The sequence below is a fragment of the Paraburkholderia strydomiana genome (assembly GCF_046030495.1).
Taxonomy (GTDB): domain Bacteria; phylum Pseudomonadota; class Gammaproteobacteria; order Burkholderiales; family Burkholderiaceae; genus Paraburkholderia; species Paraburkholderia strydomiana_A.
In genome coordinates, this window is sequence record NZ_JAQQCJ010000026.1 from 18,863 (window position 1) to 45,565 (window position 26,703).

Below are 26,703 nucleotides of genomic sequence, written 5' to 3' on the forward strand. Positions count from 1 at the left end.
ACACAGCGCGCAGGACAGGCCGGGCGATTACCGCAAAAGGCGAATTTGCGGCGGCGGGCGGGTGCGGGTGGGCCGCATAGGCCGCATAGCCCACGTTATGAGCCGAGCAGGCCCGCGGCGATATTCACGCACAAGCCTAGTACGGCCACATTGAAATAAAACGACAGAATCGATTGTGCGAGCGCGGTGCGGCGAATCGTACGCGAGCGCAACACGACGTCGGACGTTTGCGATGCCACGGCGATGGTGAATGAGAAATACAGGAAGTCCCAGTAGTTCGGTTGGAGCTTGTGATCGGGAAACAGCAGCGCGGTTTCCTTGGCATCGGTGTCGTAATAGAGCCGTGCGTAGTGCTGCGTGAAAATGGTTGGAATCAGAAACCACGCGCCGATCAGCGTGAGACCGGTCAGCAGGTAGTGCCATGCGCTCGACGACCCGGCGGTTCCTTTGGCCGACGCCAGCTCCATCACGATCGCCGCGATACTCGCGATGGTCGCCAGACAGATGACGAACAGCACGACGCCAGCGTTTTCGTCATCGCGTACCGCGGATTCGCGGACCCGATGTTCGTCGGCGAAGGCCATGTGCACCCAGATCATCAATAGGTAACTCCAGACCGCGGCGTCCCAGCCGATCAGCGCGCGCGCCGTCGAACTCGTGTGGATGGGCACCATCAGCGCGACCACGATGCCGATGACGAGGCCGATCACCGTTCTGGGTCGATTGCGAAGAACCTGCGGATAGTATTTTGTGAGCATGGAGTCAGGGGCCAGGGCGTGGTGTCGCGGATTCTACTCGCGTGCGGGCGAGCATTTGGCGAATCGGTCGGTCGCGGCTATAGTCTCTCGCAGCGGCCTTGCGTGCCGCTTTCAGTTGAAAGGCAACCGGCAGGGAGCGTCGCGCAACGCAGGCCGCGAATGTGCCGCATAGCGAGCACCGCACCGTGCAGGCGAATCACCTGTCACGAGGTGTCACCGGCGCGAGGCGAGGTGGCTTGCATGGCTTCATGCGCGCACACAAGACCGTTTGAGCGGCGTCGGAAGATCAGGGTTGGGGAAGCGCACAATCGAGGCAACGCGCGAACGGCGTCACACTGGCGCAGCGTTGCACGTTGAAAAATGACTCACCATCTGGGAGTCCCCATGACAGATGTTCCTGAGGATACCGATGCGCACGAGGCCGTGACGCATCCCGCCGGGTTATCGTCATCCGCTTTGTCTTCGCCGTCACCGTCGCTTCACTGTTCGTATTCGGCCTCGCGCAGAGCATGGGTCCTCGGCGCCTGCGCCGCTTCGGCGGCGCTCGCGTTTGGCGGCGCGGGCCGCTCATTGGGTTCGTTCTCGTGGATCGCGCCGGCGCTCGCCGACGCGCCGCCCGCAGGCGGCGGACTCGACGCCTTCCTCGCATTGTCGCAACGTCTCACCGGCCGCCCCGGCTTCGATGCTGTGCTAGGCCAACGTGTCTACGGCGCGCTCGGGAGATCAGACAGCCAGTTCACGCAGCACGTCGCCGCGCTCAACACGTGGCTGCAAGGTCATGGCGGCGTGCCGTCCGACATCGTCACCCAGGCGTTGCAGGCCGAGCAGCCGGCGCTCGCGGAATCGGTCGGCGCGATCATGCGCGCGTGGTATCTGGGCCTCGTCGGCGACCTGCCGCGTGTCGAGGTGATCGCGTATGAGAAAGCGCTGATGTTCGACCCCGTCAAGGACGTGCTGACCGTTCCCTCCTATTGCCGCGACGTGCCGTTCTACTGGACACGCAAGCCGTTGAGCGGCTGAATGACATGCGCGCTTGCGCGCGCCGCATCGTTCGGTCGAGCCGTGCGACGGCGCCGGTACGCGCCATAGCCAGCAACAATAAGCCAGCAAAAGAGGGCAGCGATGGCAAACTCACAAAGCGCCGATATCGTCGTGGTCGGCTCGGGTGTCGCAGGCGGACTGGTCGCGCATCAGCTGGCGCTGGCGGGCGCATCGGTGATTCTGCTCGAAGCCGGGCCGCGCATTCCGCGCTGGCAGATCGTCGAGAATTTCCGCAACTCGCCGGCCAAGTGGGACTTCTCGACGCCGTATCCGTCGACACCTTACGCACCCCATCCCGAGTACGCGCCCGCCAACAATTATCTGATCCAGAAGGGCGACCATCCGTATGCCGCGCAGTATGTGCGGCTGGTCGGCGGCACGACCTGGCACTGGGCCGCCGCCGCGTGGCGGTTGCTGCCGTCGGACTTCCAGTTGCACAAGCTGTATGGCGTGGGACGCGACTGGCCGTATCCCTATGAAACGCTGGAGCCGTGGTATGCGCAGGCCGAGGTGCAACTGGGCGTGTCTGGGCCGGACAGCGCGATCGATCTCGGCTCGCCGCGCTCGAAGCCTTATCCGATGAACGCATTGCCGCTGTCCTACATGGATCAGCGTTTTAGCGACGTGCTCAATGCGCAGGGCTTCAAGGTCGTGCCGGAGCCGATGGCGCGCAACAGCCGTCCATACGATGCGCGGCCGATCTGCTGCGGCAACAACAACTGCATGCCGATCTGCCCGATCGCCGCGATGTACAACGGCGTCGTACACGTGGAAAAGGCCGAGCAGGCCGGCGCGAAACTGATTCCCGAAGCGGTGGTGTACCGCGTCGAAGCGGACAACAAGGGGCTCATTACGGCGGTCCACTACAAGGACCCGAGCGGCAACAGCACACGCGTGAGCGGCAAGCTGTTCGTGCTCGCCGCCAACGGCATCGAAACGCCGAAGCTGATGCTGATGTCGACCTCCGACAAATTCCCGCGCGGCGTCGGCAATAGCGCCGACCAGGTGGGCCGCAACCTGATGGACCATCCGGGCGCGAGCGTGAGCTTCCTCGCCAACGAACCGCTGTGGCCGGGCCGCGGCCCGATGGAGATGACGTCGATCGTCAACTTCCGCGACGGCGCGTTCCGCTCCGATTACGCGGCGAAGAAGCTGCATCTGTCGAATGGCGTGCCGACTCTGGGCGTGACCGCCGAGTTGCTGAAAAAAGGCCTCACCGGCGCGGAACTCGACCGGCAGATTCGTGACCGCGCGGCACGCACGCTGAGCATCGGCAGCTTCCACGAGCATCTGGCGGAGCCGCACAATCGCGTCGTGCCGTCGGCGGATCACAAGGATGCGCTCGGCATCCCGCAGCCCGAGATCTACTACTCGATCAGCGATTACGTGAAGAAGAGCGCCGCCAACACGCGCGACCTGTATGGGCAGATCGCGGCGCTGTTCGGCGGCACTGAGATCACGTTCGACGATTCTCTCGTGCCCCACAGCCACATCATGGGCACCACGATCATGGGCGACGATCCGGCGGATTCGGTCGTGGATGCGGACTGCCGCACGCACGATCACTCGAATCTGTTCATCGCGAGCAGCGGCGTGATGCCGAGCGCCGCGTCGGTGAATTGCACGCTGACGATCGCGGCCTTGTCGCTGAAGCTGGCCGACAAGCTCAAGCGCGAAATCTGAGCCGATCGGGGAGCCGCCATGACGAAGAGCACCTCTCGCGCGCCGCCCGAAGATGCGCACGTGCAGCGTGCGCGGCGTCGCCGCATCAATGGTGCGATGCTGGCGGCGGCGTTTTCGCTGTTCGCACTGGGTGTCGCGTGGCATGAGGCGCACGCGCCGAAAGCGCGGCCCGCAGACGAATTGCCGATCATGCAGGCCCGCGCCGACGACGCGTCGCAACCGGCCCCTGCCCTCGCGACACCCGTGGTGTCGGGCGGCATCGATCTGGTCAAGCGCGGTGCCTACCTGGCGCGCGCCGGCGATTGCGCGGCCTGCCACACGGCGGACCCGTCGCGTCCGTTCGCGGGCGGGCTGCCGATCGACACGCCGTTCGGCATCATCGTGACGCCGAACATCACGCCGGACCCCGACACCGGCATCGGCCGATGGAGCGACGCCGATTTTCTGCGCGCGATGCACGAGGGCATCGGCAAGGGCGGCGAACGGCTGTACCCGGCGTTCCCCTATGCGGAGTACACGCGCGTCACCGAACAGGACCTACTGGCGATTCGCGCCTACCTCAACACGCTCACCCCGATCCACTTCACGCCGCCGGCGAACAGTCTGAAATTCCCGTTCAACCAACGCTGGCTGATGGCGTTCTGGAATCTGTTCAATTTCACCGAAGGCCGCTTCGTTCCCAATCCGAAGCAAAGCGCCGAGTGGAATCGCGGCGCGTATCTGGTGCAAGGCCTCGCGCATTGCGAGGAGTGCCACACGCCGCGCAATTTCATGCAAGGGCTGAAATCGAGCGCGCGCTTCTCGGGCGCGGTGCAGGCCGGTTGGCACGCGTTCAACATCACGCCGGACAAAATCAGCGGCGTGGGCGAATGGCGCGATGACGAACTGATTGCCTATCTCTCGACCGGCGCCGCACCAGACCGCGCGAATGCGGCCGGTCCGATGGGCGAAGTGGTGGCCGACAGCACGCAGTATCTGTCGCGGGTCGATCTGCGCTCGATCGTCATCTATCTGCGCTCGGTGCCACCGGTCAGCGGCGGCGAAGCGCGCCCGCGCCACCAATGGGGCAATCCCGCCGACGACGTCAGTGCGCTGCGCGGCGCCGCGATAAAGGGAGTGAACGGGGCGCAGCTCTTCGTCGCCAATTGCGCGAGCTGCCACAGCTGGACGGGGCAAGGCGTAGGCGCGAGTGCGCCGGGGGCGTATCCGTCGCTGATCCACAATTCGACGGTCGGCGCGAGCGGCGCCGACAATCTGGCGCAGGTAATTCTGCACGGCGTCAGACGCACGACGAAGCATGCGGACGTCCTGATGCCCGCTTTCGGCAACCAGTTGACCGACGCGCAGGTGGCCGCGATCGCCAACTACGTGACGCGGCAGTTCGGCAATCCCCAGTCGACAGTGACGGCCGAGCAGGTCGCCAGCCTGCGTCCGCCGTCCCGCCCGCAATAGACTGCGCCGGATTGGTGCGTTTCCGGTAAGGAAGCCCGGAAATGCGCCGCTTTTGCGTCGATTTACGTCATTTTTGCTCACTGAGGCGCCAGGATACGATAGGCACCCCGCATACGCACTCGCGGATGCAGCATTATCATGAGCAAATGTCCACCGTACTCGTCAACCCAGTTCAGCATCATGCAGCCAATGCGAGCGGCCGCGATTTCGTGGTCGGCGATCTGCACGGCTGCGTCGACGCGTTGCGCTATCTGCTGCGCCTCATCGCGTTCGATCCGGCGCGCGACCGGCTCTTTTCAGTCGGCGATCTGGTCGATCGCGGCGAACATTCCGAGCAGGCGCTGGCACTGCTTGAGAAGCCGTGGTTTTTCGCCGTGCTCGGCAATCACGAAGACACGCTCTGCGCTGTCGCAGAAGGGCGTTTGCGGCGTCAGTGGTGGTATGGAATCGGCGGCGCGTGGGCGGCGAATCTGTCCGACGAACGCTTGCAGCACTATGCGGAACGGCTGCGGCCGCTGCCGCTCGTGCGCGTGGTGGGCAGCGGCAAGGAGCGCTTCAACATTCTGCACGCCGAATTTTTCGGCACCGACGCCGAGCTCGACGCCGGGAATTTTTCGGCCGACACCCGCCAGCAATTGCTCTGGGGACGCGAGCTCGCGGTAGGCAACGCCGATCCGCTGCGGCAACGCGGGCTCTCGCTGACCTATTGCGGCCACACGCCGATGCGCGACATCACGCAGATCGGCTCGCAGGTGTTCATCGACACCGGCGCGTTCGGCCCCGGCGGCAAGCTGACGATCGTGCAGCCGCAGGCGCTGCTGCGCTGGTCGATTTCGGTCGAGGAAGCGCGCGCCGAGGGGGCGGCCGCGCTGGCGCTGCCCTGATCCGTGCGCGCGGGGCTTCGCCCTGACCCATTCGGCCAGTCAGCCGACCTGGCTGAGTTCGAACACCATATCCACGCTCGTGCCGTTCCAGTTGTATTCAAGATACGCCGCGTGATGGCAGTCGCGCAGCAGCGTGGTCCGGAACGCGGCAAGGCACTCGCCATCACTGTCTCGCACCGACGGATACACGATGCCCGGCGCACCCGCCTCGCGCACGGCGCGGCCGAGCGACTGCCCGGCCAGATAATCGTCCGGCGAGAGCACGGCGAGATCGAGTGACGCATCGTTGCGCAGATCGACCACGCTGCCTTGCGCCGCTACCGTGTAGAGGCGCATCTGCTGCCGCATCGGCGGCTCGGCGGTTGCTTGCAGAAATTTCCCCGTGTGATAGCGCGTTTCGGCGATCGCGGTGGCGCGCGAACGGGCGCAGTAGAACACGCCGTACGTGCCGTCGGAGAAGCGGCTGCCGAGCGGGTTCAGATGCGTCAACGCGGCCATGATCGGGCCATAGCCCGGGCCGAAGCGGCGCTCTTCGCGCGGCACCAGATCGAGTTCGCCGACTTCGGTGCGCAGCCGGTCGTTAGTCATTGCTTCGAGCGCGTACAGCGCGTCGAAATCTTCGGGGGAGGCGACCCGGTCGAACAGATTCACGGCCGGAAAACGCGTCGGGATCACACGATACGCGGGCGACCAGTCGAGCGGCGCGGGTGGCCAGCGGTCCTGCCAATGCGGTTGTGTCACGCCCAGCCGCCTCGCATTGCGTCGAGATACTGGCGCACGGCCACGAGATCGCTGATGTTGCCCGCCAGCATGCGGTCCAGCGCGCGGCGGCCGCCGAACGGCGGCGCGCTGTTGGGGCGTTTGATCCAGGCGTCGGCGGCGCTGGGTTGCGGCAGCAGGATTTGCAGCGCCTTGTAGATGCCGAGCAGCAGCGACAGACGCTCGAGCGTGTCGCGCCCGAGGCGCGCCGTCTCTGGCGCCGCTTTCCATTTGAAGAAGGTGGAGCGGCCCGGCGAGCCGAGCAGCACGATCTGCTCGTCGGCGTTCAGGTCCCAGTCGCGCGCGATGTTGAAAAACGCGCGCAGACCCGCCGCCGACATCTGCGGGAACGTGGGTGCCGAAACGGGCCGGCGAATCGGCTCTTCGGGCGAGTTGAGGCGGGCAGCGTGAGCCATATGGGGGTAAGTCCCTACGTGTACTGAATATTGATATTAGTCCAAATGTGGATTTTTGCAAGAGAATATAATCCCGACTCGTTATGCAGTCGAAGATCAGGAGAAGCAGCAGATGTGGGTTCGAGCAGTAGCAGCGGCGCTCGCCGTTTGGTGTGTATCGGAGGCGGCTATGGCTGCGGGTTACACGGAAGTCTGGAATCCGCCCGAAGCGAGCAGGCATGCCGCGAAGCCGGAGAAAAAGAAGGGGGCGGCGGGCAAGCTCAAGGCGGGTTCGAAGGTCGAGGCAAAGACGGGTTCAAAGCACGCGGTGAGCGCTGCGGGGCATAAGGCGCCGCGTGTGGCGTCGGCAGGCGGAGCCGCGGCGCATGGCGGAGTGAAGAAGGTCGCGGCGAAGGGCAACGTCAAGGGCTGCCCCAAAGTATCGGCCGCGTGCAAATCCGGCACGAAAGCCATCGTGACGGTGCAGGCTAAAAAGCCCCATGCATCGCTCGCGCAGACGCAGACGAAGTCGCATCAAGGCAAGATCGTCCATGCGAACCTGGTTCAAAGCCGCACTGCGCATGCCCATCCGGTCAAGGTCGCGGCGAAACCGGCGGCCTCGCATATGAACGCGCCGGCCGCGTCCGCAAACGTTAGCGCCGCGCCGCTCGACGCGGCCGCCAATCCGGCGACCGCCAGCAGCGGATCGCTGCCGCCGATTCTCCGCTGATCGCGACTCACGCGGCGCATTTGCGTCTGGACTTGCCGCCCGGCGGTTCCAACGCCGTGCGGCGAGGCTCGACGAACGCCGCCGATGCTAGCCGGTAGCGCATCGCGCTGAGCCTGATCCGCGACTGAGCGCGGCGACCGGCGCGTCACGCGGTCGCTAGCCCGTTCGCCACCAGGCGCAGCGTTTCCACCGAGCGCGGGTCGCGCACCCGCGAATGCAGCGTAACGCGTGACTCCGGCAGCGCCGGCAAGCCAAGCCGCGCGCCGACATCGACCAAACCGCGCGGCGCCACCCTGCGCGCCAGCGGCGACACGGCCAGTCCCGCCGCCACCGCTGCGCCGACCGCCGCGACCCCGCCGCCGATGAATACTTCCTGCCACACAATTCCCGCCTCCTTCAGCGTGCGCAGTGCCACGTCGCGCACGTTGCACGGCGGACTCAGCAGCGCCAGCGCCAACGGCTCGCCGGCCCTCCTGGGCAGCCACGCGGGTGTCGCGAGCCAGCCGAGCGGCTCGCTGAACAGCACTTGGGCGTCGTCGCGCGGCGGTTCGTCGGCGCCATAGCGAACGATCGCCGCATCGAGCCGACGTTCATCGAATTGCGCGAGCAGTGCCGCCGACTGGCCCATGTGCAATTCGACCACCAGACCGGGGTCGTGCGCATTGAGCCGGCCGAGCAGCAGCGGTAGATCGGGCCCGGCGACATGCTCGCTGAGTCCCAGCACGAGCCGCCGGCGCTCCACCGACAACGAACCCAGCGCGCGCTCGTGCGCGTTCAGCAATTCGCGCGCGGCGGCAAGAAACGCGTGGCCGTCGGCGGACAGGCGCACCACGCGCGGCGTGCGCTCCAGCAATTGCTTGCCCAGATGCGCCTCCAGCCGTTTGAGCTTCAGACTGACGGCCGATTGCGTCGTGTCGAGCGCGTCCGCTGCACGCGTGAAACTGTGCAGATCGGCGACCAGAACGAAGGCTCGCACCGCATCGAGATCGAGGACTTTCATTTCCAATGAATATAGATGAAATAGCCAATGATGTCTGTTTATTATGGATTGACGCGCCTAAGCTGTGTTGACCTAATCGAAGCAAGCAAAGGAGAGTCATCATGCCGCTCACACGAATCGCATTGCGCGCCGGCAAGCCGGCCGAATACCGGAAAGCGCTGACCGAGGGCATTCAGCGCTCGCTGGTCGACACTTTCAACGTGCCGAAGGACGACCAGTTCGTGCTAATCACCGAGCACGAGGCCGACAATCTGATCTATGACCGCCAGTATCTGAATATCGAGCGGAGCGACGATTTCGTCGTGATTCAGCTGACTGTGAGCAACACGCGCTCGATCGAGCAGAAGAAGGCGCTGTATCGGCGGATTGTCGATGAGCTGGCGAAGTCACCGGGGCTGCGGCGAGAGGATGTGCTTATCAGTCTCGTCGAGGTGGAGAAGGAGAATTGGTCGTTTGGGAATGGGGTGGCGCAGTACGCGACGTGAATGAGTGGGTGAAATCGGTGGGGGCTGGCGGTTGATTATGGACGCGAGTCGCCGGATGAGGGGAGGTTGGCTGAGTCCCCTCATGCGCCCTGAACGAACTTTCAGATTTTCTAAAACTGCCATTTACATCACGGATGAGTTCCAGATTGGTCATTCACCCACAGCAAAAACTGCCTGAATTCCTTCAGGTCGGATGTTGGCCTCTGCGTGACATCAAGAATCATGCACGAGACGTACGCCATCAACACCAAAACCATTATCACGCCGACAACATACTGCATCGGCCAATGTCCGGCACCACCACTCAATATGGCCAGGACGGCGCCAAGCATAAAAGTGATCAACGGATGCGACATTATTGGTGAGCGAGGGTGAGGGTCGTTTAGCGTATCGGTGAATGCAAGTACCTCTTTCGCTCTTGCCGCAAGAGAATCTGCTTCAAGACGGTTTTTGAATGTCAAATATCGAATGTATTGATAGTTCTTTGAGAAGTACCGCATCGGCTTTGGATGGAGGCGGTAGAGTTCGGCGAAGACCTCCGAACGAGCCCTCTGAAACGATACCGCCCATATGACCGTTATTGCCAGAAGAGCCGCAAAGTACGGATGCCATGACGACGCAAAGAATCCGAATGTGGCAGCGGCCAGAAAGAGAGCCTTTGTTGCCCACAGCGTGATTTTCCAGAAAATGCTTGCTTCGCTGTAAATCCTGGTTATTACCTTCCAGCGAGATATCGACAAATATACATCGTGAATTGAAATGAACATGTCCATGGCAAACCCGACTCCCATTTGAGCGACGTGCGTGATGCAAGGATCAAGTGATTGGCACAGGCGAGACTAGAACGTATCCCAGTCACTATCTCCACTCGCGAGCGCCCGCTTCGGCACCGCACCTGCAGACTTCGCCGACACCTCATCGACCACAGGCCTCATCGCCGCAGCGAAGCCTCGAGCCTCTCCAATGCGAAACACCGACACCGCCTGCTTCATCTTCCCCGCCTGCCCTTCGAGCGATTGCGCAGCCGCCGCGGCCTGTTCAACGAGAGCCGCGTTCTGCTGCGTGGTCTCGTCCATTTGCGTCACGGCCTGGCCGACCTGCTGGATACTGCGGTTCTGTTCCTCGGAGGCCGTGGCGATCTCGCCAACGATATCCGACACGCGGCGAATCGCTTCCTTGATGTCGACCATCGTCGCACTGACTTCCGACGCCTGCTGCGTGCCGCCCTGAATCGTCGCGACCGACGTGGAGATCATTTCCTTGATCTCCTTTGCCGCGCTGGCCGAGCGCTGCGCGAGACTGCGCACCTCGCTCGCGACGACCGCGAATCCGCGGCCCTGCTCACCCGCGCGTGCGGCTTCGACCGCCGCGTTCAGCGCGAGGATGTTGGTCTGAAACGCGATGCCTTCGATCACCCCCGTGATCTCGGAGATTCTCGTCGAGCTGCCGCTGATCTGACCGATCGTTTGCACCATCCCTTCCACGGCGGTACTGCCCGTGTCGGCGACACTGGCGGCTTTCAGCGCGAGGGTATTCGCATGACGCGCGTTGTCGCTGTTCTGGCTGACCGTCTGCGTCAGTTCCTGCATGCTGGCCGCGGTCTGTTCGAGCGAGGCGGCCTGCTCTTCGGTCCGCGCGGACAAGTCGATGTTGCCGCTGGCGATCTGTTTCGACGCCACGCTGACCGACTCGGCGCTTTCGCGAATCGAGCCGATCGTCGTGGCGAGCCGCTCCTGCATGCGCGCGACGGCGTACAGGATGCTGCGGCGATCCGCGCCGCCGACGTCGACACGCGCGCTCAGGTCGCCGCTGGCAATCAGCTCGACAACCTGCGCGACCGCCGCCGGTTCACCGCCGATCTGTTGCACGATCGCGCGCGTGACCACCAGCCCGAGGCCAATGGCAACCGCCACGCCGACGAGTGCGCAGATCGCGATCCACCACGTCACCGACGCGACCAGCGTGGCGCCGTCGGCGACACGCTGCTTCGCAAGCTCGTCGCGTACGTCCGACAATTTGATCACCAGGGTGCGCAGCTTGACGTGCATCGGGTCGGTGGTCGATTTCAACTCGGCAAGCGCACCCGTCTGGTCTCCCTGATCGGCGAGCGCTTCGACCTTTGCGACCGACTTCATATAGGCCGGCCAGGCGGTGTCGAAATCGCTGAGCAACTGCTTTTGCGCGTCGTTGGATGCGTGCGTGCGTTCGTAGTCGAACGCGGCGAGGATGGCTGCTTCGCCGCCGTGATTCAGTCTGACCGTGTCGGCCCGGCCGGCAGGATCGGGGTTCAGGATGTATGAATACAGCCGGCGAAAATGCGAAGCGGCCTGCCAGGCGGCGGTGCCGTCCTGGCGCATCGGAATGAATTCGCGATCGTACATTTCGGTCTGCATCGTCGCGACTTCGCGCACCTTGAGCACACCAACCGTGCCGACGATGGCCGTAACGAATGCGCACAGCATCAATGAGCCCACAAGCTTCTGGCTAAGCTTGAGATTGGAAAGCCACTGCATCTTGGGATAAGTCTCTCGATTGGAACAAAGGGGACGCCGACTTCGTGTTGTTTTATAGAAAATTCAGGTTGTCTGACGTTAATGCGGGATAACGGCAATCCAGGGCGGCTTCTTAAGCCTGACGCGCCGGTCGGGCGGGCGGTGGTGCACCTACGCGTCGTTATAATGATTCGCTGTCCCTTTCCGGACCTTCCACCCGCTCCTCGCCATGACATCCGACCGCACCGATCCTCCCCACGAATCTCTTGAACTCGGCGGTTCCGTCTGGTTCCAGGCCGGCGCGCAGACGCTCGGCGGCGCGCCGCGCATCGCGCTGCTCGCGGCGATCGGCGAAACCGGCTCGATCACCAGCGCGGCGAAAGCGGTCGGCATGAGCTACAAAGGCGCGTGGGACGCCGTCGATACGATGAACAACCTCGCCGGCGAACCTCTCGTCGTGCGCCTGACCGGCGGCAAAGGTGGTGGCGGCACCACGCTCACGCCGCGCGCGGTGAAGCTGATCGAGACGTTTCACGCGGTCGAACGCGAGCATCGGCGCTTTCTCGAACGCGCGGGCGCGGCGATCGAAGGCTTCGCGACGGATTGGGATCTGATCGGCCGCATCGGCGTGAAGACCAGCGCGCGCAATCAGTTTTACGGCACGGTGTCGGCAATCACGCGCGGCACGGTCAATGACGAAGTCTCGCTGGCGCTGCCCGGCGGTCACACGATCGTCGCGGTCCTCACGCATGAGAGCACCGAGGCGCTGGGCCTGGTGGAGGGTGTGGCCGCGTTCGCGCTGATCAAGGCGTCGTGGGTCGTGCTGCTCGTCGAAGGCGAAAGCGGCGCGCCGCCCAAGCTGTCGGCGCGCAATCAGTTGCGCGGCGCCGTGCAGAGCGTGAAGCGCGGCGCGGTCAATGCCGAGGTCTCGCTGATGCTTGCTGGCGGCGCGGTCGTCACGGCGGTCGTCACGAATGACAGCGTCGATGCGCTCGGTCTCGCCGAGGGCTCGAACGCCGTCGCGGCGTTCAAGGCATCGAGCGTGATTCTTGGGGTGAAGGATTGAGGGCGGTGAAGGGGCGGTGGCGCACGCCACACCCGTAAAAAACGTCCAGCGCCGCATGCCCGTCTGAGTCAAGACTCGCTGCGCGCGTAGCCGGCAAACGGATGATTCTCGCGCACGCAACCGTCGCTGACTTGCACGACCTGATCACCGAACGCGGCGACGTCGTCGGGATCGTGTGTGATCAACACCATCGGAATGTCGAGCCGCGTTTGCAGATCCGACAACTCCTGGCGCATACGCTGGCGCAATGCGCTATCGAGCGCGGAAAAGGGCTCGTCCAGCAGTAGCAGCCGGGGTTGCGCGACCAGCGCCCGCGCCAGCGCCACACGCTGCTTTTGACCACCCGACAACTGCACGGGATGATTGCCCGCGACGTTTTGCAATTCCAGCGCGTCGAGCCAATAGTCGACTTGCGGATGCGCATGCCGCGCGCGCGGATTGAACCAGCCCTGCCGCAAGCCGAAGCCGATATTCTGCCGCACGTTCAGATGCGGAAACAGCGCGTAGTCCTGAAACAGGTAGGCGATCTTGCGCGCTTGCGGTTTCAGATCGACACCGCGCGCGCTGTCGAACAGCGCGTCGCCATGCAGCGTAATCGCGCCTTCGTCGGGACGCAGGAGCCCGGCGATCGCCTGCAAGGTCAGACTCTTGCCCGCGCCGGACGGCCCGAACAACACCACGCGCTGGGTGGTCGCCCGGAACGACACGTCGAGCGTGAAGCGGCGCTCGGCGCTCTCGAAGGTCTTGCGAATGTCGACGGCGAGCGGCATGTCAGCGCGAACTCAAAAGCGTGTGCTGCGGCACCAGACGGCCCGCGAGCAACAGGATCACGACGCACGTCATGGAGGTCACGAGCACGAGGAAATTCGCGGTGCTGTCGTCGCCGGCTTGCACCGCCGAATACACCGCCACCGAGAGCGTTTGCGTGCGGCCCGGCAGGTTGCCCGCGATCATCAGCGTCGCGCCGAATTCGCCAAGCGCGCGCGCGAACGCCAGCAGGCCGCCTGCGAGAATGCCGCGCGCGGCGAGTGGCAGGGTCACGCGGAAAAAGACCGCCGTTTCGCTGACGCCGAGGGTGCGCGCGGCCCGTTCGAGCTGCGGATCGACAGATTCGAACGCGGCGCGCGCTGATTTCAGCACCAAGGGAAACGCCACGACCGTCGACGCGATCACCGCACCCTGCCACGTGAACACCAGCTGAATATCGAAGCGGTCGAGCCACGCGCCGATCACGCCGCGGCGTCCGAGCAGCACGAGCAGGTAGTAGCCGAGCACGGTGGGTGGCAGCACGAGCGGCAGCATCAGCAGCGAATCGATCACGTCGCGCGCGCCGGAGCGCCAGCGCGACAAACCAAAGGCCGCCGCGACGCCGAACACCAGCGTGAGCGCGGTAGCCCAGCCCGCCACTTTCAACGACAGCAGAAGCGGAATCCAGGCCTGTTGCATGAGCGCGTGCGAGTCCCGTTGGCGTTAATGAGCGGGCTTGAAGCCGTACTTCGCGAGTACGCTCTGGCCGGCCGGCGACAGCACGAAGTTCATGAAGGCCCGGGCATCGGCCGCGTGACGGCTGCCTTCGACCTGCGCGATCGGATAGGTGATCGGCGTTTGCGTCGGCACGTTCAGCGCGACCTTGACCTTGTCCGGCATGACCGCGGCGTCGGTGCTGAATACGAAGCCGGCGTCGACCTCACCGCGCGCCACGTAGTCGAGGCTCTGACGCACGTTCGACGCCAGCACGGCCTTCGCGCTCACCGCGTCCCACACGCCGGCGGCCTGCAGCGCGCCCTGCGTGTAGCGGCCGACCGGCACCGAGGCCGGATCGCCGAATGCGATACGTTTCACGTTCGCCGACGTCAGATCGCTCAACGTGGCCGGTGCGAAACGGCTGTCGGACGGCACGATCAGCACCAGCGAATTAGCGGCGAAGTCGCGGCGGGTGGCCGGCACGATCACCTTTTCGGCGGCGGCCTTGTCCATGGCCTTCTGATCCGCGGAGGCGAACACGTCGGCGGGCGCACCTTTGACGATCTGCTGCATCAACACGTCGGAAGCGCCGAAGTTCAGCAACACCTTGGTGCCCGGATGCTGCTGCTCGAAGACGTCGCTGACCGCCTTGAACGCGTTGGTGAGGCTGGCGGCGGCGGAGACGACGAGTTCATCGGCGCGAGCATTCGCGCTGATCACGACGGGCAGCGCACTGGCGACGCACAGCGCGTGTTTCAGAAAGCGGCGGGCAAGTGTCATGGAGGACCTGGATGTCCGGCGCGGACCGGAGCGACGGAATAAAACCTTATCGTAATATATGACTAGTTATAACGGTACTCACGACGAAGCCTTATCCACGCGCATAAAGCGCTTTGGGGATGCAGCAGGGGGTGTTCAGACGCGGGGCGTGGGCGGAGGGGCGAGCGTGTTCAGCGTTTGCGAGAACGGTGCCGTGGCCGGATGGACATTGCGCAAGGCTTTCCACTTGGCCCGGATGAAAGGCCTGTCATGGCCGGATACCGTCAGCGCGATGTTCGTCACCCAGCGCTGGGTCGGCACGTGTACGCCGTGCATGAGCACAGCGAGAACCAGCATGCTGATTGCGACCGGCAATGCCGACAGACGGCCCGGTTCGGCATTCCACGCCATGCGCACGAACACCAGCGCAGCCAGTGCACCGACGAGGCAACCAGTGACCGCTTCAGACGGCGAGTGAGCGCTCAGCACGACGCGCGACAAGCCCACCGCAATCCCCGCAGCCAGCCCCAGCACGACGCCGATCACCCGGACGGCGGGACGCGCGGGCAGCAGCATCAGGAACAGGGCGACGGGATAGACGGCAGTGGATAGCATCGCGTGTCCGCTGACGCCGGTGAAATCCAGCTCGCGCACGCCGACGCCCCAGCCGAGAAACGCCAGCTTGGTGACAGTTACCAAGCCGATCGCCGCCCCGAGCAGTAGCAGCCAGCCTGCCCCCATGCGCCACGTATAGCCCAGCCCCAGCCAGAGCGCGATGGCGAAGGCGAGCGGCAGCGTCATGCCGGCACCGCCGAGACTGGTAATCGAATACCACAAATGAAGAGGTAAATCGGGCATGGCAGGAGTGCGGCCCAGGCCGCGCAGAATCGGATTGGTGAAGAAATCGACGCGCAAACGGCGCGCGGCGCCGACGCGGCGCAGGCCTGCACATCGATTGATTTAGCCGCCAGTATAGACGGCTGTTGCATCGCGGTCTTGCCCGGCGCCGCGCCTTTGGCCGCCGAAGCTTAGGCGTCAAACAGGCACTGAAGCAGTTCGACGCCTAAGCGCTTCGAAGGTTCTCCGGGTGGAAATGTTGGACCTGGCTGCGGTCCTGGGTGTTCAGCATCGCATGAGGATTGGTGTTATTGTGCATTGCACAACGAAACGTCGTTCAAAGTTTTACCGAACGAATCCTGTCCCTTTTTGCGAGGTTATCCGCTGATGGCAAAAAGCCTATCGAAAATCTGGCTGCGCGGGCTGAAGCGGCTGCTCGCGATTCAAACCGAGCACGCTCAAAAGACCACCAAGCGCCCCACGCCGCGCCCGACGCGGAGCGCCACCACCAAGCCGTCGAGTAAGGTTCGGCCGGTCAAGCCGGCGGCCGCGCTGCGCGTGCCCGCGAAGCGCGAGACGCCGCGCGCCGTCGTGCGCGAGTCGCGGGTGCGCCCGCGCGCGTCGGCCTGGGCGAGCGGCTCGTGGACGCGCTCGTTCCATTCCGCGCCGGCCGCACCCGGGCGCCTCGTCAATCACCTTCAATACGGCCTGTATATCCCGTCGGGACATGCGTTGGAGGCGATGCCGCTGGTCGTCATGCTGCACGGCTGTACCCAGTCGATCGACGAATTCGCCGAAGGCACGCGGATGAACGTGCTGGCGGACCGCTTCGGCTTTGCCGTGGTGTATCCGGAGCAATCGAAGCATGCGCATTCGCACCGCTGCTGGCATTGGTATGACGCGGGCGAAAACGCCGGCGGGGCCGAGGCGCGCGCCGTGGTGTCGCTCGTGGACGCGCTGGTCGCGCAGCATGGCTTCGATTCCGAGCGCGTGTACGTGGCCGGGATTTCCGCCGGTGCGGGCCTGACAGCGTTGCTCGCCGTCAAATATCCGCAGCATTTTGCCGCAGTCGCGTTGCATTCTGGCCCTGCTTTCGGCGAAGCCCGCTCGGGCATTACCGCGATGGATGTGATGCGGCGCGGCGCACGCCGCGAGCCGGCTGCGCTCGCCGACGAGATGACCGACGTGGCCCACTACCCCGGCATGCCGGCGATTGTCATCCACGGCGACGCCGATCACGTCGTCGCGCCGGTCAATGCGGATCAATTGGCGGAGCAATTCCTCCGCCTGAACCGGATCGTCGACGCGAACGGCGCCCGCAAATCCGGTGAAGTCCGCGAGGAGCGCAAGGGTGGCGTCGTGACGCGCGATTTCGTGCGCGGCGGTCGGCGCGTGGTGCGGCTGTGCCGGGTGCAAGGGCTCGCTCACGCCTGGAGCGGCGGCGACGACGCCGTGCCGTTCCATTCGTCGAAAGGCCCGGATGCGAGCGCCATGGTGTGGGAATTCTTCAGGCATCAGCGCCGGACGGGCGGCGGCCGTATCGCGGAAAGCGCCGCCACGGCGGCCTCGTCGGCCGGACGGTGACCCGGAAACAACGCCTCGGAAATGAGCAGTAGCGCGATCCTAGGGTTTTCCCTATAATACGGGTTATCCCTTAAGAGTTAACGCCTAAATTCATTGACGAGGTCGATCATGTACCTGCTTAGCCGACTGTTCCTCTTTCTGACGAAATCGCCCGACCAACTCGCGAAAGAGCGCGCTGACGCGTTCCTCGCCGAAGCGACGGATCTGTACGATCTCGAATTCCGCATGCGCAAGCTCGATCGTGAGGCGAACGTCCGTCAACCGTCGTGGATGAGCCAGCACTAAGCTGAGCGAGTCAAAAGCATCGGCGCGTAGTGAAACGCCGATGCCCCGGGCGAAGCGCCCAAGCCGTGACCCACGCTCAGCCAGGCTGACGCAAAGAACGGCTCACACAGCCGGATTCAATTGCCACAGCGCGTAATTCAACACCGCGGCGAACGCCACCCAGGCGACGTACGGCACCAGTAACACGCCGGCCAAGCGATCCCGTCGCCAGAACACGAACGTCAGCGCGACGATCAGGATCAGCAGAATCACGATATCGGCCAGCGCAAGATCCGGTCGATGCAGGCCGAAAAACAGCCACATCCATGCGGCGTTGAACAGCAGCTGCACCACCCATAAGACGATCGCCGAGCTCGAACCGTCGCGTTTCCACACGCGCCACGCCGCAATCGCCATCAGCACATAAAGCACCGTCCAGGCCGGCGGGAACACCCAGTTGGGTGGATTGAACCCAGGTTTTTGCAGCGACGCGTACCAGGCATCGGGCAGAAACTGGCTCGCGACCAGCCCGGTAGCCAGCGTCAAAATCAGAAACACGAGCAGCGACGGCAAACGGCGCATCTTCACCTCCCCTTGAAATACCGACCAAGCAATGTAAGCGTGTGCTCACTTCCCGAAACGTGCCAGCGTGCGAGCGCGTGCTTCGGCGTGATCGACGATGGGCTCCGGATAGTCCTTGCCCAGTTCCACGCCGAATTCCGCGAGACGCTGCGCGCCGGCCTGCCACGGCGCGTGAATCCATCTGGACGGCAGCTTCGCAAGCTGCGGCAAATAGCCTTTGATAAAGCGCCCCTCGGCATCGAATTTTTCGGATTGCGTGATCGGATTGAAGATCCGGAAGTACGGCTGCGCATCGCATCCCGTCGATGCCGCCCATTGCCAGCCGCCGTTGTTCGCCGAGAAATCGAAATCGTTGAGTTGTTCGGCGAAATAGCGCTCGCCGAGCCGCCAGTCCACGCCCAGATCTTTCACCAGAAAGCTCGCCGTGACCATCCGTAGACGGTTGTGCATGTAGCCGGTGCGGTTCAGTTGCAGCATCGCGGCGTCGATCAGCGGATAGCCGGTACGCCCGTCGCACCAGGCGGCGAACGCTTCGTCGGCCTGTGGGCCTCGCTCCCAACGCAGCCGGTCGTACTCTTGCCTGAACGATGCGCCGCTCGCGAGGCGCGGATGATGCGCGAGGATCATGAAGTAGAAGTCCCGCCAGATCAGCTCCGAGAGCCACGTAGCCGAACCTTGTCCGTCGGGCTGCAACGACATCTCGTGGGCGAGCCGCGCGAGCGTGCGGATCGACACCGTGCCGAAGCGGAGATGGACCGATAGATAGCTCGGGCCGTTGGCGGCCGGGAAGTCGCGCCGCTCCGCGTAGCTGTCAATGCGGCTCATAAAGTCGTCGAGCAGACGCTGGGCGCCGCTCATGCCGGTGGACAACTCCAGTTCCGCGAGGTTGCTCGGCGTGAAGCCGAGCTGATCCAGCACGGGCAATTTCCGGTCGAGCTTCCGTGGCGGCGCTGCCAGATGCTTCGCATACGTTTCCACCGGATACGGCTTCAAATCGAAGGCCGTCAATTGCTTGAGCCACGCGCTCTTGTACGGCGTGAACACCGTGAACGGCTTGTTCTGGCCGGTCAACACCTCGTCGCGCTCGACAATCACCTGATCCTTGAACGTCAGCCACTGGCGCCCGGCTTCGGTGAGACGCTCACGCACCGTCTCGTCCCGCTCGATCGCGACCGGCTCGTAATCGTGATTCGCGAATACCGCATCGACGCCGAGTTCGGCAGCGAGACTCGGCACGAGGTCGGCAGGATCGCCGTGCAGCACGATCAGGCCGCCGCCTTTCGCGCGCAGCGCATCGTCCAGTTCATGCAGCGATTCGAGGATGAATTCGACGCGGCGGTCCTGCACCTGGGTGCCCGGATGACGAGCCTGCCAGGCGTCGACGAGCGGTTGCAGGATCGTCGTGTCGAGTACGAACGCGCACCAGACCCGCTCGCAATGCTTGAGCGCGTAGTAGAGGGCAGCGTTGTCGGTGTTGCGCAGATCGCGGCGGAACCAGACCAGACCGGTGTCGAAGGAGTCGTTCAGTCGTCGGGCGCGTGTCATCGGGATGGTTAGTTTTCGGTCGGGGTGAAGAGGCTGCGTCATACGAGGCAGCACGGGCCGGTGTCGCAGATTGCGTGCCGCGTCCGCCAAACGGAACAGCGCCCGCCCCTATTGTGCAGGGTGCGGGCGCCATTTGTGGCGACGCGCAGACCGCGCGCCGCTTTGGCCGACTCAATAACCACTCGGCCGTGCCACCACTTAGGCGACTTCCAGACGAACCGCGACGTTGTTGCGCGTGGCGTTCGAGTACGGGCAGACCTGATGCGCCGCATCGACCAGTTCCTTGGCCGCATCCGCGGGCAGGCCCGGCAGCGAGATGCGCAGATCGATATCGAGCGCGAAACCACCCTTGTCGTTCGGACCGATGCCCACTTCGGCGGTCACTTGCGTGTCAGCGGGCAAAGCCTGCTTTTTCTGGCCGGCGACGAACTTCATCGCGCTCAGGAAACAGGCCGAGTAGCCGGCGGCAAACAGTTGTTCCGGATTCGTGCCCGCCGCGCCGTTGCCGCCCAGTTCACGCGGTGCGGCCAGCTTGACGTCCAGCGCATTGTCCGACGACACAGCACGGCCGTCGCGGCCACCAGTACTCGTTGCGCTTGCTTTGTAGAGGATGTTCATGGCCTTGCTCCTTATTCGGTTGTCAGGGTCTGCATGGTTGCCGCTATCTGCTGGGCCGCCATTCCGGCGGTGTCCTATCGAAGCGGCATGTCGTTAAGATAGTACACAAATCATTTGTGTGCAAACTAATTTTTGAATCGGCACGATAGTGTGCGTTTGACGGCAGCGCGGTTACTGATCCATGTAGTCGTTGAGCGTGGCGCGTAGGCGGGTCAGATCGTCGCGCAGGCGCAGCAGGAATTCCGGTGTCTGTTGGGTCGCGCAGAGAATTTCCGCAGGCACCTCGCGCGCCTGGCGCTTGAGCGCCGCGCCGGCTTTGGTGAGCCGGATATACACGAGCCGCTCATCGTCGACGCCGCGTACCCGCTCCAGCAGGCCTTGCGCTTCGAGGCGTTTGAGCAGCGGCGTGACCGTCGCCGAATCGAGATTCAGGCGCGCGGCCATGTCCTTGACGGTGACGTCGTCGCTTTCCCACAGCACCAGCATCGTCAGATATTGCGGGTACGTGAGGCCTAGCTTTTCGAGCAACGGCTTGTACGCTTTCGTCATGGCAAGCGACGTCGAGTAGAGGGCGAAGCAGAGTTGTTCGTCGAGCGTGAAGGGCAAAGCGGGGCGCTGGGTCATGATGCATCTCGTCTGAAGTAGCGTACAAATCGATTGCACACAAACCATTGTGCCGCAAATTCATGCAGCGTGACGAGTGTGGAGAAGGCGCGGATGAAGCGGCGCAGGGGAAGAAACTGGCGGGCGGGCGCCAGAACAGCGCCCGCGCCGCGATGGCATTCGAACGGACGCCTAGGCCGCCGGCGTGGTCGGCAGATCCGGCGCTTCGGGCGTTTGCACGCCGAAGCAGCCGCGATAGGTCGCGTAGAACGAACAGTACAGCATGGTCGTGACGATCATCGTGGCCGGCATCAGGATCGCGAACGCGAAGTCGGCCGCGCCCAGCGCCTGCATCAGCGCGGACAGGCCGAGCGACACCGTCATCGCCACTGCGAACCACAGCGCGCCGAATACGACGAACGCGCCGCGATTGCGCCAGCAACTGACGACGCTGAAGAACATCGCCTTCGCAGGCGGCACGTCATGCCATGCGGCGAGAATCGGCGAGAACCAGAAGATCATCGCCACGGGAATGTAGAACGCGAAGGCCGTGATCACCGCCAGCGGAATATTGCTGTTGGCGATCGCCTCCTGATCCAGCGCGCCGCCGCCGAGCATCACCTTCAGCAGCATGCCGCCGTCGGCGAGCGCCGAGCCGGCCAGCACGAGGCCCATCGCGATGACATACAGCACGCCGAGCACCAGCAGCCGCCGTGTGACCACCGGGCCGTACGAGTGAAAGCCGTCCACCAGAATGGTCGGAAACACCGGCTTGCCCGCGATCGTGTTGCGGCACGCCGCCATGAAGCCGACCGCGACACCCGGAATGAACGCCAGCGGCAGCACCCCGCCGACCACCGGAATCTGCGAAACGAGCGTCATCACCAGCAAGTAGGTGAAGAACAGCGTCAGGAATGCGAGCGGGTTCTTGCGGAACAGCCAGATACCCTGCCGGAACCACACATAGCCGGTTTTCGCGGGGACTTCGATCAGTTGCATGGAGTATGGATGCCTGGATGTGCAACGCCGGACAGGCGTTCGCGCAGAATGCGCTCGAAATGGCCGGGATCGTGCGGTTTGAGCAGTTCGGCCGCGCGCGGCAGATGAAAATCATACAGGCGCGAGACCCAGAAGCGGTACGCGCCGGCACGCAGCATGTCGCCCCAATGGCGGTTTTCTTCGGCAGTGAACGGGCGCACGGTCTGGTAGGCGCGCAGCATCGCTTCGGTGCGCGCGTCGTCCAGCTTGCCGGTGGCGAGGTCGATGCACCAGTCGTTGACCGTCACGGCGACATCGAACAGCCACTTGTCGCAACCGGCGAAATAGAAATCGAAGAATCCGCCGAGGCGCACTTCATGGCCGGTGTCCGGCGCGGCATGCGCGAACATCGCGTTGTCGCGGAACAGGTCGGCGTGACAGGGGCCTTCGGGCAGCGCGGCGTAATCGGCCGAGGCGAAGAAGGCTTCCTGATGCGCGAGTTCGGACGACAGCAGATCGCGCTGCGCGCCTTCCAGAAACGGCAGGATGGTCGGCACGGTTTCGCGCCACCACGGCAGGCTGCGCAGATTCGGCTGATAGCCGGTGTAATCGCGCCCGGCGAGGTGCATGCGCGCCAGCATCTGCCCCACTTCGACACAGTGCTCGACGCCCGGCGCCAGCTCCGGCGCGCCTTCGAGCTTGGTGACGATGGCCGCGGGCTTGCCGAGCAGCAGGCCGAACAGTGCGCCGTCCTCGCGCGGCATCGGGTCGGGCACCGGCACGCGGTGCGCGGCCAGGTGACGCATGAGGTCGAGGTAGAAGGGCAGTTGTTCGGCGGTCAGCTTTTCGAAAATCGTCAGGACGTATTCGCCGCGCGTCGTCGTCAGAAAAAAGTTGCTGTTTTCAATGCCGGACGAGATGCCGCGAAACTCGACGACATCGCCGAGATCGTAGTGACGCATCCATTCTGCTAGTTGGGGTTCGTTGACAGCGGTGAAGACAGCCATGCGGGAAACGTCGGATCAGGTTGGTCGGGCTGGCGCGAGGCGGCCAGTGCGATATGTGGCAAATGCGGTGCTGAAAAGGTGTTGTGCGGGAGCGATCAGGGCCGCGTGGCGAACCCCGCATCGCAACGCCATGTTGCGAGGATAAAGCACGGCGGCCAGGCCCCAACCCCGGGCGCCGCCTTGCGAAGTGCGTGGCAAGCGCTGCGGAGGTCCGCACCGGGCCGCTGCCCGGCATCCATCAATAGCGCAGATTCACCGACGGCAAACGCGTGCTGGCGCGGCCGTTGTCGCGCACGGTGGGCGAGGTATCGAGCGGCGCGCTCATCTGGTAGCGCGTGCCGAGGTTCGAATTCACGTTGATTTCAACCGGTTTGCCCTTGTCGCGGTATTCGGTGATTTCGGTGCCGTTGGCGCTGCGCTCGTGGAAGCTCGGCGTGCGCGGCACGTTGATTTCGACCTTCGAGCTGACCTCGGCGCCCGGGCGATTGATCTTCTCCAGGTCAGGCAGCCCGGCCCGTTCGTTGGCGGACTGGGGCGCGTTGGGCGGCGGAGTGTCATCGACAGGCTGGGCAGCCATCGCGGCGTTGCCAAAGGCGAGGGCCAGTGCAACGGCGACGGGAAGGAGCGGCTTCATGGTGATTCTCCAATATGGTGCCCCGATTCTAGCAAATCCAGCCTGGCGATCGGGCGCGATCGCCTTATTTTGCGCCGCTTTCGCGCGAGGCGTCTGCAATCTTGCAGACAGTGCGTGCGCATGTGTTGCAGGTAACGCCAGGTGATTTGGCTAACCAGTGTTCCGTGGTAATGTCGTCTCATCAATAGGGGCGAATGAAGATGATCAACGATACCAATCAACGCGCGGTGCAGACTCCCGCCAGCAGCTTCCGAACCGAATCCTTCGACGACGCGACCGAAGCCGTCACCCGTCTCTCGGCGATCTACGAAGCGAACACCTCATTCCTGCGCGATGCGTTCGCGCGCTATCGCCGCAACGAAAAGTTCGAGCGCCGTGTGCGCGCCTGCTATCCGTTCGTGCGCGTATGCACCGAAGTCAACACGCATATCGACTCGCGCCGCTCCTATGGTTTCGTCGCAGGTCCGGGCGTGTTCGAAACGACCGTGACGCGGCCCGATCTGTTCGGCGACTACTATCGCGAACAGTTGCGCCTGCTGGCGAAGAACCACCATGTGCAGATCGAAGTCGGCGTGTCGGACCAGCCGATTCCGATTCATTTCGCGTTCGCCGAGGGCATTCACCTCGAAGGCGATCTGGATCGCGAGCGCCTGTTTTTGATGCGCGACGTGTTCGATACGCCGGACCTCGCGCTGCTCGATGACCGCATCGTCAACGGCACGTATGAGCCGTTGCCCGGCGAGCCGCATCCGCTCGCGCTGTTCACGGCGGCGCGGGTCGATTTCTCGCTGCATCGGCTGAAGCACTATACGGCCACGTCGCCCACGCATTGCCAGAACTACGTGCTGTACACGAACTACCAGTTCTATATCGACGAGTTCGTGAAGCTCGGCCGAACGATGATGGCCCATACCGACGACGAGGATCTGCGTGCCTATCGTAGCGAATACACGTCGTTCGTCGAACCCGGCGACGTGGTCACGTACAACGAGAATCTCGGCGAGCAGTCGCAGGAGGGCACCGCGCCGCCGCGTCTGCCGCAGATGCCCGCGTACCATCTGAAGCGCGCGGACGGCAGCGGCATCACGATGATCAACATCGGCGTCGGCCCGTCGAACGCGAAGACGATCACCGATCACATCGCCGTGCTGCGTCCGCATGCGTGGATCATGCTCGGTCACTGCGCGGGTCTGCGCAATACACAGCGCCTCGGCGACTACGTGCTCGCGCACGGCTATGTGCGCGAGGACCACGTGCTCGACGCCGATTTGCCGCTGTGGGTGCCGATTCCGGCGCTCGCCGAAGTGCAGGTCGCGCTGGAGCGCGCGGTCGCGCAGGTCACGCAACTGGACGGCGTCGAGTTGAAGCGCGTGATGCGCACGGGCACGGTGGCGAGCGTGGACAACCGCAACTGGGAGTTGCGAGATCATCGCGAGCCGGTGCAACGGCTGTCGCAAAGCCGCGCGGTCGCGCTCGACATGGAAAGCGCGACGATCGCCGCGAACGGTTTCCGTTTCCGCGTGCCTTACGGCACCTTGCTGTGCGTGTCGGACAAGCCATTGCATGGCGAACTGAAGCTGCCGGGCATGGCGGATCAGTTCTATCGTGCGCAGGTCGATCAGCATCTGCAGATCGGCGTGAAAGCGATGGAGATATTGCGCACGAACGGGCTGCATCGTTTGCATAGCCGGAAGCTGCGCAGCTTTGCCGAGGTGGCGTTTCAGTAAGCGCGGTGTTGGCGGGCGGCGTGGGCAGCCTTCGATGGGGCTCGTCCATGCCGGCGCAATGCGTTCGCATGAGGCCTTGCTTCTGCTCCTGCTTGTGCTTTTGCTTTTGCCGCCGTGCTTCAATCGGCATGCTTCAACCGTGTTGCGCTAGAACTGCCCGAACCCCGTCAACCCGATCAAGCTGCCGGCAGCCAGCAGCCACAACGGATGAATCCGCGTCTTCAACGCCATCACGGCGGTCAATGCGGTGATCGCCCAGGCAATCGCTGTGGGATTCGACGCTTTGGCGATCAAGGCCGCGCTCGCCGCGACGATGCCCGCCGTCACCGGCATCAACCCCAGCTGCGCGTAGCGCCGCCACGGACGGTCCTTGAAGCGGTCCCAGGCATGCAGCGCGAGGATCGTCACGAGCGACGACGGCCCGAACTTCGCCACCGACGTCACCAGCATGCCCGCCCACCCGGCCACGTGCCAGCCGATCAGCGTGACGATCATCAGATTCGGCCCGGGCGCGGCCTGTGCGAGCGCGAACAGCGCGCTGAATTCGCTGGCCGGCATCCAGTGATGGACCTCCACCACCTGCCGCTGCATCTCCGGAAGAATCGTATTGCCGCCGCCGAACGCGAGCAGCGAAAGCTGACTGAAAATGACCGCAAGCGAAATGAGCGTGTCGTTCATCGCGCGCTCCTCGCTGCGATGTAGATGCTGAGCGGCGTCAGCACCAGCATGGTCGGCAGCAGTGGCAGCCGCAGAATCGCAATCGCGACGAAGCCGAGTGCGGCGATGAGCGCGGCGAGCGGCTTGCTGCGTAACGGCAGCACGATCTTGACGGCCATCGAGATCAACAGGCCGGCCGCGGCAGCGGCGAGGCCGGCGAACAGATGACGCACGTGCGGATCGTTTTGCGTGTGTTCGTACAGCACGCCAAGGCCGATCACCACCAGCGACGGCCCCGCGATCAATCCGAGCAGGCCGGCGAGCGCGCCGGGCACGCCGCGAAAACGCATGCCCATTGCCACCGACAGATTGATCACGTTGCCGCCCGGCAGGAATTGGCACAGGCCGAGCAGGTCGGTGAATTCTTCGGCGCTGAGCCAGCGGCGCTGTTCGACCAGCGCGCGGCGCGCGAGCGGCAAGGCGCCGCCGAACGAGATCAGACCAAGCCCCAGAAAGCCGCCGAAGATTTCGCGCAGCGTGGGCGTAGGGGCGAGTGGGGACTCGGGTTGGAGTTCGGAAGAGGAGAGATTGTGGTCCATGTCGCTAACCGGCTTGCAGTTCAAGCTCGGGAGATTAGCGCCGAACCCGGCGGCGAGCAAAACCATTTTTGCGCGGCGTGTGACGGGCTTGGTGGTGTTG

29 protein-coding genes are annotated in these 26,703 nt (G+C 64.0%); 10 read left to right on the forward strand and 19 right to left on the reverse strand.

Going from position 1 to position 26,703, the window contains the following annotated elements; genetic code table 11:
* Positions 1-95 precede the first annotated feature (95 nt).
* On the reverse strand, positions 96-758 hold the full coding sequence (locus PQQ53_RS27590) for a DUF1345 domain-containing protein (RefSeq protein ID WP_408155721.1): 663 nt from the start codon (positions 756-758) through the stop codon (positions 96-98).
* A gap of 384 nt (positions 759-1,142) precedes the next feature.
* Between PQQ53_RS27590 and PQQ53_RS27595 the strand changes: the two genes are divergently transcribed.
* From PQQ53_RS27595 to PQQ53_RS27610, 4 genes are all read left to right on the forward strand, one after another.
* Complete coding sequence (locus PQQ53_RS27595) at positions 1,143-1,778, forward strand: sugar dehydrogenase complex small subunit (RefSeq protein WP_408146822.1); 636 nt, start codon at positions 1,143-1,145, stop codon at positions 1,776-1,778.
* Positions 1,779-1,880: 102 nt separating this feature from the next.
* Positions 1,881-3,482: a GMC family oxidoreductase gene (locus tag PQQ53_RS27600; RefSeq protein ID WP_408327586.1), complete on the forward strand. Its 1,602-nt coding sequence runs from the start codon at positions 1,881-1,883 to the stop codon at positions 3,480-3,482.
* An 18-nt stretch (positions 3,483-3,500) separates the two neighbouring features.
* Positions 3,501-4,934 carry a c-type cytochrome gene (locus tag PQQ53_RS27605; RefSeq protein ID WP_408327589.1) on the forward strand — a complete coding sequence of 478 codons (1,434 nt, stop codon included), beginning with the start codon at positions 3,501-3,503 and terminating at the stop codon, positions 4,932-4,934.
* Positions 4,935-5,080: 146 nt separating this feature from the next.
* Positions 5,081-5,818, forward strand: coding sequence for a metallophosphoesterase (locus tag PQQ53_RS27610; protein ID WP_408146828.1), 738 nt, complete (start codon positions 5,081-5,083; stop codon positions 5,816-5,818).
* Between the two features lie 39 nt (positions 5,819-5,857).
* Here the strand turns inward: PQQ53_RS27610 and PQQ53_RS27615 are convergent, their stop codons facing one another.
* Positions 5,858-6,559 (reverse strand): RES family NAD+ phosphorylase, encoded by a 702-nt coding sequence (locus PQQ53_RS27615; RefSeq protein ID WP_408146830.1) that lies wholly within the window; start codon positions 6,557-6,559, stop codon positions 5,858-5,860.
* On the reverse strand, positions 6,556-6,918 hold the full coding sequence (locus PQQ53_RS27620; RefSeq protein ID WP_408146971.1) for an MbcA/ParS/Xre antitoxin family protein: 363 nt from the start codon (positions 6,916-6,918) through the stop codon (positions 6,556-6,558). The genes PQQ53_RS27615 and PQQ53_RS27620 overlap by 4 nt, the downstream gene beginning before the upstream one ends.
* Before the next feature lie 244 nt (positions 6,919-7,162).
* Between PQQ53_RS27620 and PQQ53_RS27625 the strand changes: the two genes are divergently transcribed.
* A complete protein-coding gene (locus tag PQQ53_RS27625) occupies positions 7,163-7,702 on the forward strand; it encodes a hypothetical protein (protein WP_408327591.1) in 540 nt (179 codons plus the stop codon).
* A gap of 145 nt (positions 7,703-7,847) precedes the next feature.
* Here PQQ53_RS27625 and PQQ53_RS27630 read toward each other — a convergent pair whose 3' ends face one another.
* Positions 7,848-8,702 (reverse strand): LysR family transcriptional regulator, encoded by an 855-nt coding sequence (locus PQQ53_RS27630; RefSeq protein ID WP_408155709.1) that lies wholly within the window; start codon positions 8,700-8,702, stop codon positions 7,848-7,850.
* A gap of 101 nt (positions 8,703-8,803) precedes the next feature.
* Here PQQ53_RS27630 and PQQ53_RS27635 point away from each other — a divergent pair, with 101 nt between their 5' ends.
* Positions 8,804-9,187, forward strand: a complete 384-nt coding sequence (locus tag PQQ53_RS27635; RefSeq protein WP_408327594.1) for a tautomerase family protein — start codon at positions 8,804-8,806, stop codon at positions 9,185-9,187.
* A gap of 128 nt (positions 9,188-9,315) precedes the next feature.
* Here the strand turns inward: PQQ53_RS27635 and PQQ53_RS27640 are convergent, their stop codons facing one another.
* Together PQQ53_RS27640 and PQQ53_RS27645 are read right to left on the reverse strand one after the other, a co-directional pair.
* Complete coding sequence (locus PQQ53_RS27640; protein WP_408146838.1) at positions 9,316-9,960, reverse strand: hypothetical protein; 645 nt, start codon at positions 9,958-9,960, stop codon at positions 9,316-9,318.
* A gap of 66 nt (positions 9,961-10,026) precedes the next feature.
* Complete coding sequence (locus tag PQQ53_RS27645; protein WP_408327597.1) at positions 10,027-11,700, reverse strand: methyl-accepting chemotaxis protein; 1,674 nt, start codon at positions 11,698-11,700, stop codon at positions 10,027-10,029.
* A 208-nt stretch (positions 11,701-11,908) separates the two neighbouring features.
* Between PQQ53_RS27645 and modE the strand changes: the two genes are divergently transcribed.
* Positions 11,909-12,745, forward strand: a complete 837-nt coding sequence (gene modE, locus PQQ53_RS27650; RefSeq protein ID WP_408327600.1) for a molybdenum-dependent transcriptional regulator ModE — start codon at positions 11,909-11,911, stop codon at positions 12,743-12,745.
* Positions 12,746-12,813: 68 nt separating this feature from the next.
* On the opposite strand, the gene PQQ53_RS27655 is transcribed toward modE, so the two are convergent.
* The 4 genes from PQQ53_RS27655 to PQQ53_RS27670 form a co-directional block, all read right to left on the reverse strand.
* On the reverse strand, positions 12,814-13,515 hold the full coding sequence (locus PQQ53_RS27655; RefSeq protein ID WP_408146844.1) for a sulfate/molybdate ABC transporter ATP-binding protein: 702 nt from the start codon (positions 13,513-13,515) through the stop codon (positions 12,814-12,816).
* Between the two features lies 1 nt (position 13,516).
* Positions 13,517-14,191 (reverse strand): molybdate ABC transporter permease subunit, encoded by a 675-nt coding sequence (gene modB, locus PQQ53_RS27660; protein ID WP_408146846.1) that lies wholly within the window; start codon positions 14,189-14,191, stop codon positions 13,517-13,519.
* Between the two features lie 24 nt (positions 14,192-14,215).
* Positions 14,216-14,989 (reverse strand): molybdate ABC transporter substrate-binding protein, encoded by a 774-nt coding sequence (gene modA, locus PQQ53_RS27665; protein WP_408146848.1) that lies wholly within the window; start codon positions 14,987-14,989, stop codon positions 14,216-14,218.
* A 135-nt stretch (positions 14,990-15,124) separates the two neighbouring features.
* Positions 15,125-15,826 carry a phosphatase PAP2 family protein gene (locus tag PQQ53_RS27670; RefSeq protein WP_408327663.1) on the reverse strand — a complete coding sequence of 234 codons (702 nt, stop codon included), beginning with the start codon at positions 15,824-15,826 and terminating at the stop codon, positions 15,125-15,127.
* Positions 15,827-16,192: 366 nt separating this feature from the next.
* Here PQQ53_RS27670 and PQQ53_RS27675 point away from each other — a divergent pair, with 366 nt between their 5' ends.
* Together PQQ53_RS27675 and PQQ53_RS27680 are read left to right on the forward strand one after the other, a co-directional pair.
* Entirely contained in the window at positions 16,193-17,389 is a 1,197-nt protein-coding gene (locus PQQ53_RS27675; protein ID WP_408155701.1) for an extracellular catalytic domain type 1 short-chain-length polyhydroxyalkanoate depolymerase, read from the forward strand.
* Between the two features lie 108 nt (positions 17,390-17,497).
* Positions 17,498-17,674, forward strand: a complete 177-nt coding sequence (locus tag PQQ53_RS27680) for a DUF3563 family protein (RefSeq protein ID WP_074766744.1) — start codon at positions 17,498-17,500, stop codon at positions 17,672-17,674.
* Between the two features lie 102 nt (positions 17,675-17,776).
* Here PQQ53_RS27680 and PQQ53_RS27685 read toward each other — a convergent pair whose 3' ends face one another.
* The 7 genes from PQQ53_RS27685 to PQQ53_RS27715 all read right to left on the reverse strand — a co-directional run bounded on the left by PQQ53_RS27685 (position 17,777) and on the right by PQQ53_RS27715 (position 23,620).
* The gene (locus PQQ53_RS27685) at positions 17,777-18,235 is read right to left on the reverse strand and encodes a TspO/MBR family protein (RefSeq protein ID WP_408146855.1); all 459 of its coding nucleotides are present in this window, start codon (positions 18,233-18,235) and stop codon (positions 17,777-17,779) included.
* 45 nt (positions 18,236-18,280) lie between these two features.
* Entirely contained in the window at positions 18,281-19,780 is a 1,500-nt protein-coding gene (locus PQQ53_RS27690) for a cryptochrome/photolyase family protein (protein WP_408327603.1), read from the reverse strand.
* 198 nt (positions 19,781-19,978) lie between these two features.
* Positions 19,979-20,398 (reverse strand): organic hydroperoxide resistance protein, encoded by a 420-nt coding sequence (locus PQQ53_RS27695; RefSeq protein ID WP_408155697.1) that lies wholly within the window; start codon positions 20,396-20,398, stop codon positions 19,979-19,981.
* A 171-nt stretch (positions 20,399-20,569) separates the two neighbouring features.
* The gene (locus PQQ53_RS27700) at positions 20,570-21,022 is read right to left on the reverse strand and encodes a MarR family winged helix-turn-helix transcriptional regulator (protein WP_408146861.1); all 453 of its coding nucleotides are present in this window, start codon (positions 21,020-21,022) and stop codon (positions 20,570-20,572) included.
* Positions 21,023-21,193: 171 nt separating this feature from the next.
* On the reverse strand, positions 21,194-22,000 hold the full coding sequence (locus tag PQQ53_RS27705; protein WP_408146863.1) for a BPSS1780 family membrane protein: 807 nt from the start codon (positions 21,998-22,000) through the stop codon (positions 21,194-21,196).
* Positions 21,991-22,986 (reverse strand): homoserine kinase, encoded by a 996-nt coding sequence (locus PQQ53_RS27710; RefSeq protein WP_408146865.1) that lies wholly within the window; start codon positions 22,984-22,986, stop codon positions 21,991-21,993. The genes PQQ53_RS27705 and PQQ53_RS27710 overlap by 10 nt, the downstream gene beginning before the upstream one ends.
* A 238-nt stretch (positions 22,987-23,224) precedes the next feature.
* Positions 23,225-23,620, reverse strand: coding sequence for a hypothetical protein (locus PQQ53_RS27715; protein ID WP_175165477.1), 396 nt, complete (start codon positions 23,618-23,620; stop codon positions 23,225-23,227).
* 200 nt (positions 23,621-23,820) lie between these two features.
* Here PQQ53_RS27715 and PQQ53_RS27720 point away from each other — a divergent pair, with 200 nt between their 5' ends.
* Entirely contained in the window at positions 23,821-25,347 is a 1,527-nt protein-coding gene (locus PQQ53_RS27720) for an AMP nucleosidase (protein ID WP_408146868.1), read from the forward strand.
* 147 nt (positions 25,348-25,494) lie between these two features.
* Here the strand turns inward: PQQ53_RS27720 and PQQ53_RS27725 are convergent, their stop codons facing one another.
* Together PQQ53_RS27725 and PQQ53_RS27730 are read right to left on the reverse strand one after the other, a co-directional pair.
* A complete protein-coding gene (locus PQQ53_RS27725; RefSeq protein WP_408146870.1) occupies positions 25,495-26,025 on the reverse strand; it encodes a chromate transporter in 531 nt (176 codons plus the stop codon).
* Positions 26,022-26,603: a chromate transporter gene (locus PQQ53_RS27730; protein WP_408146871.1), complete on the reverse strand. Its 582-nt coding sequence runs from the start codon at positions 26,601-26,603 to the stop codon at positions 26,022-26,024. Before PQQ53_RS27730 ends, PQQ53_RS27725 begins: the two co-directional genes overlap by 4 nt.
* Between the last annotated feature and the right edge of the window lie 100 nt (positions 26,604-26,703).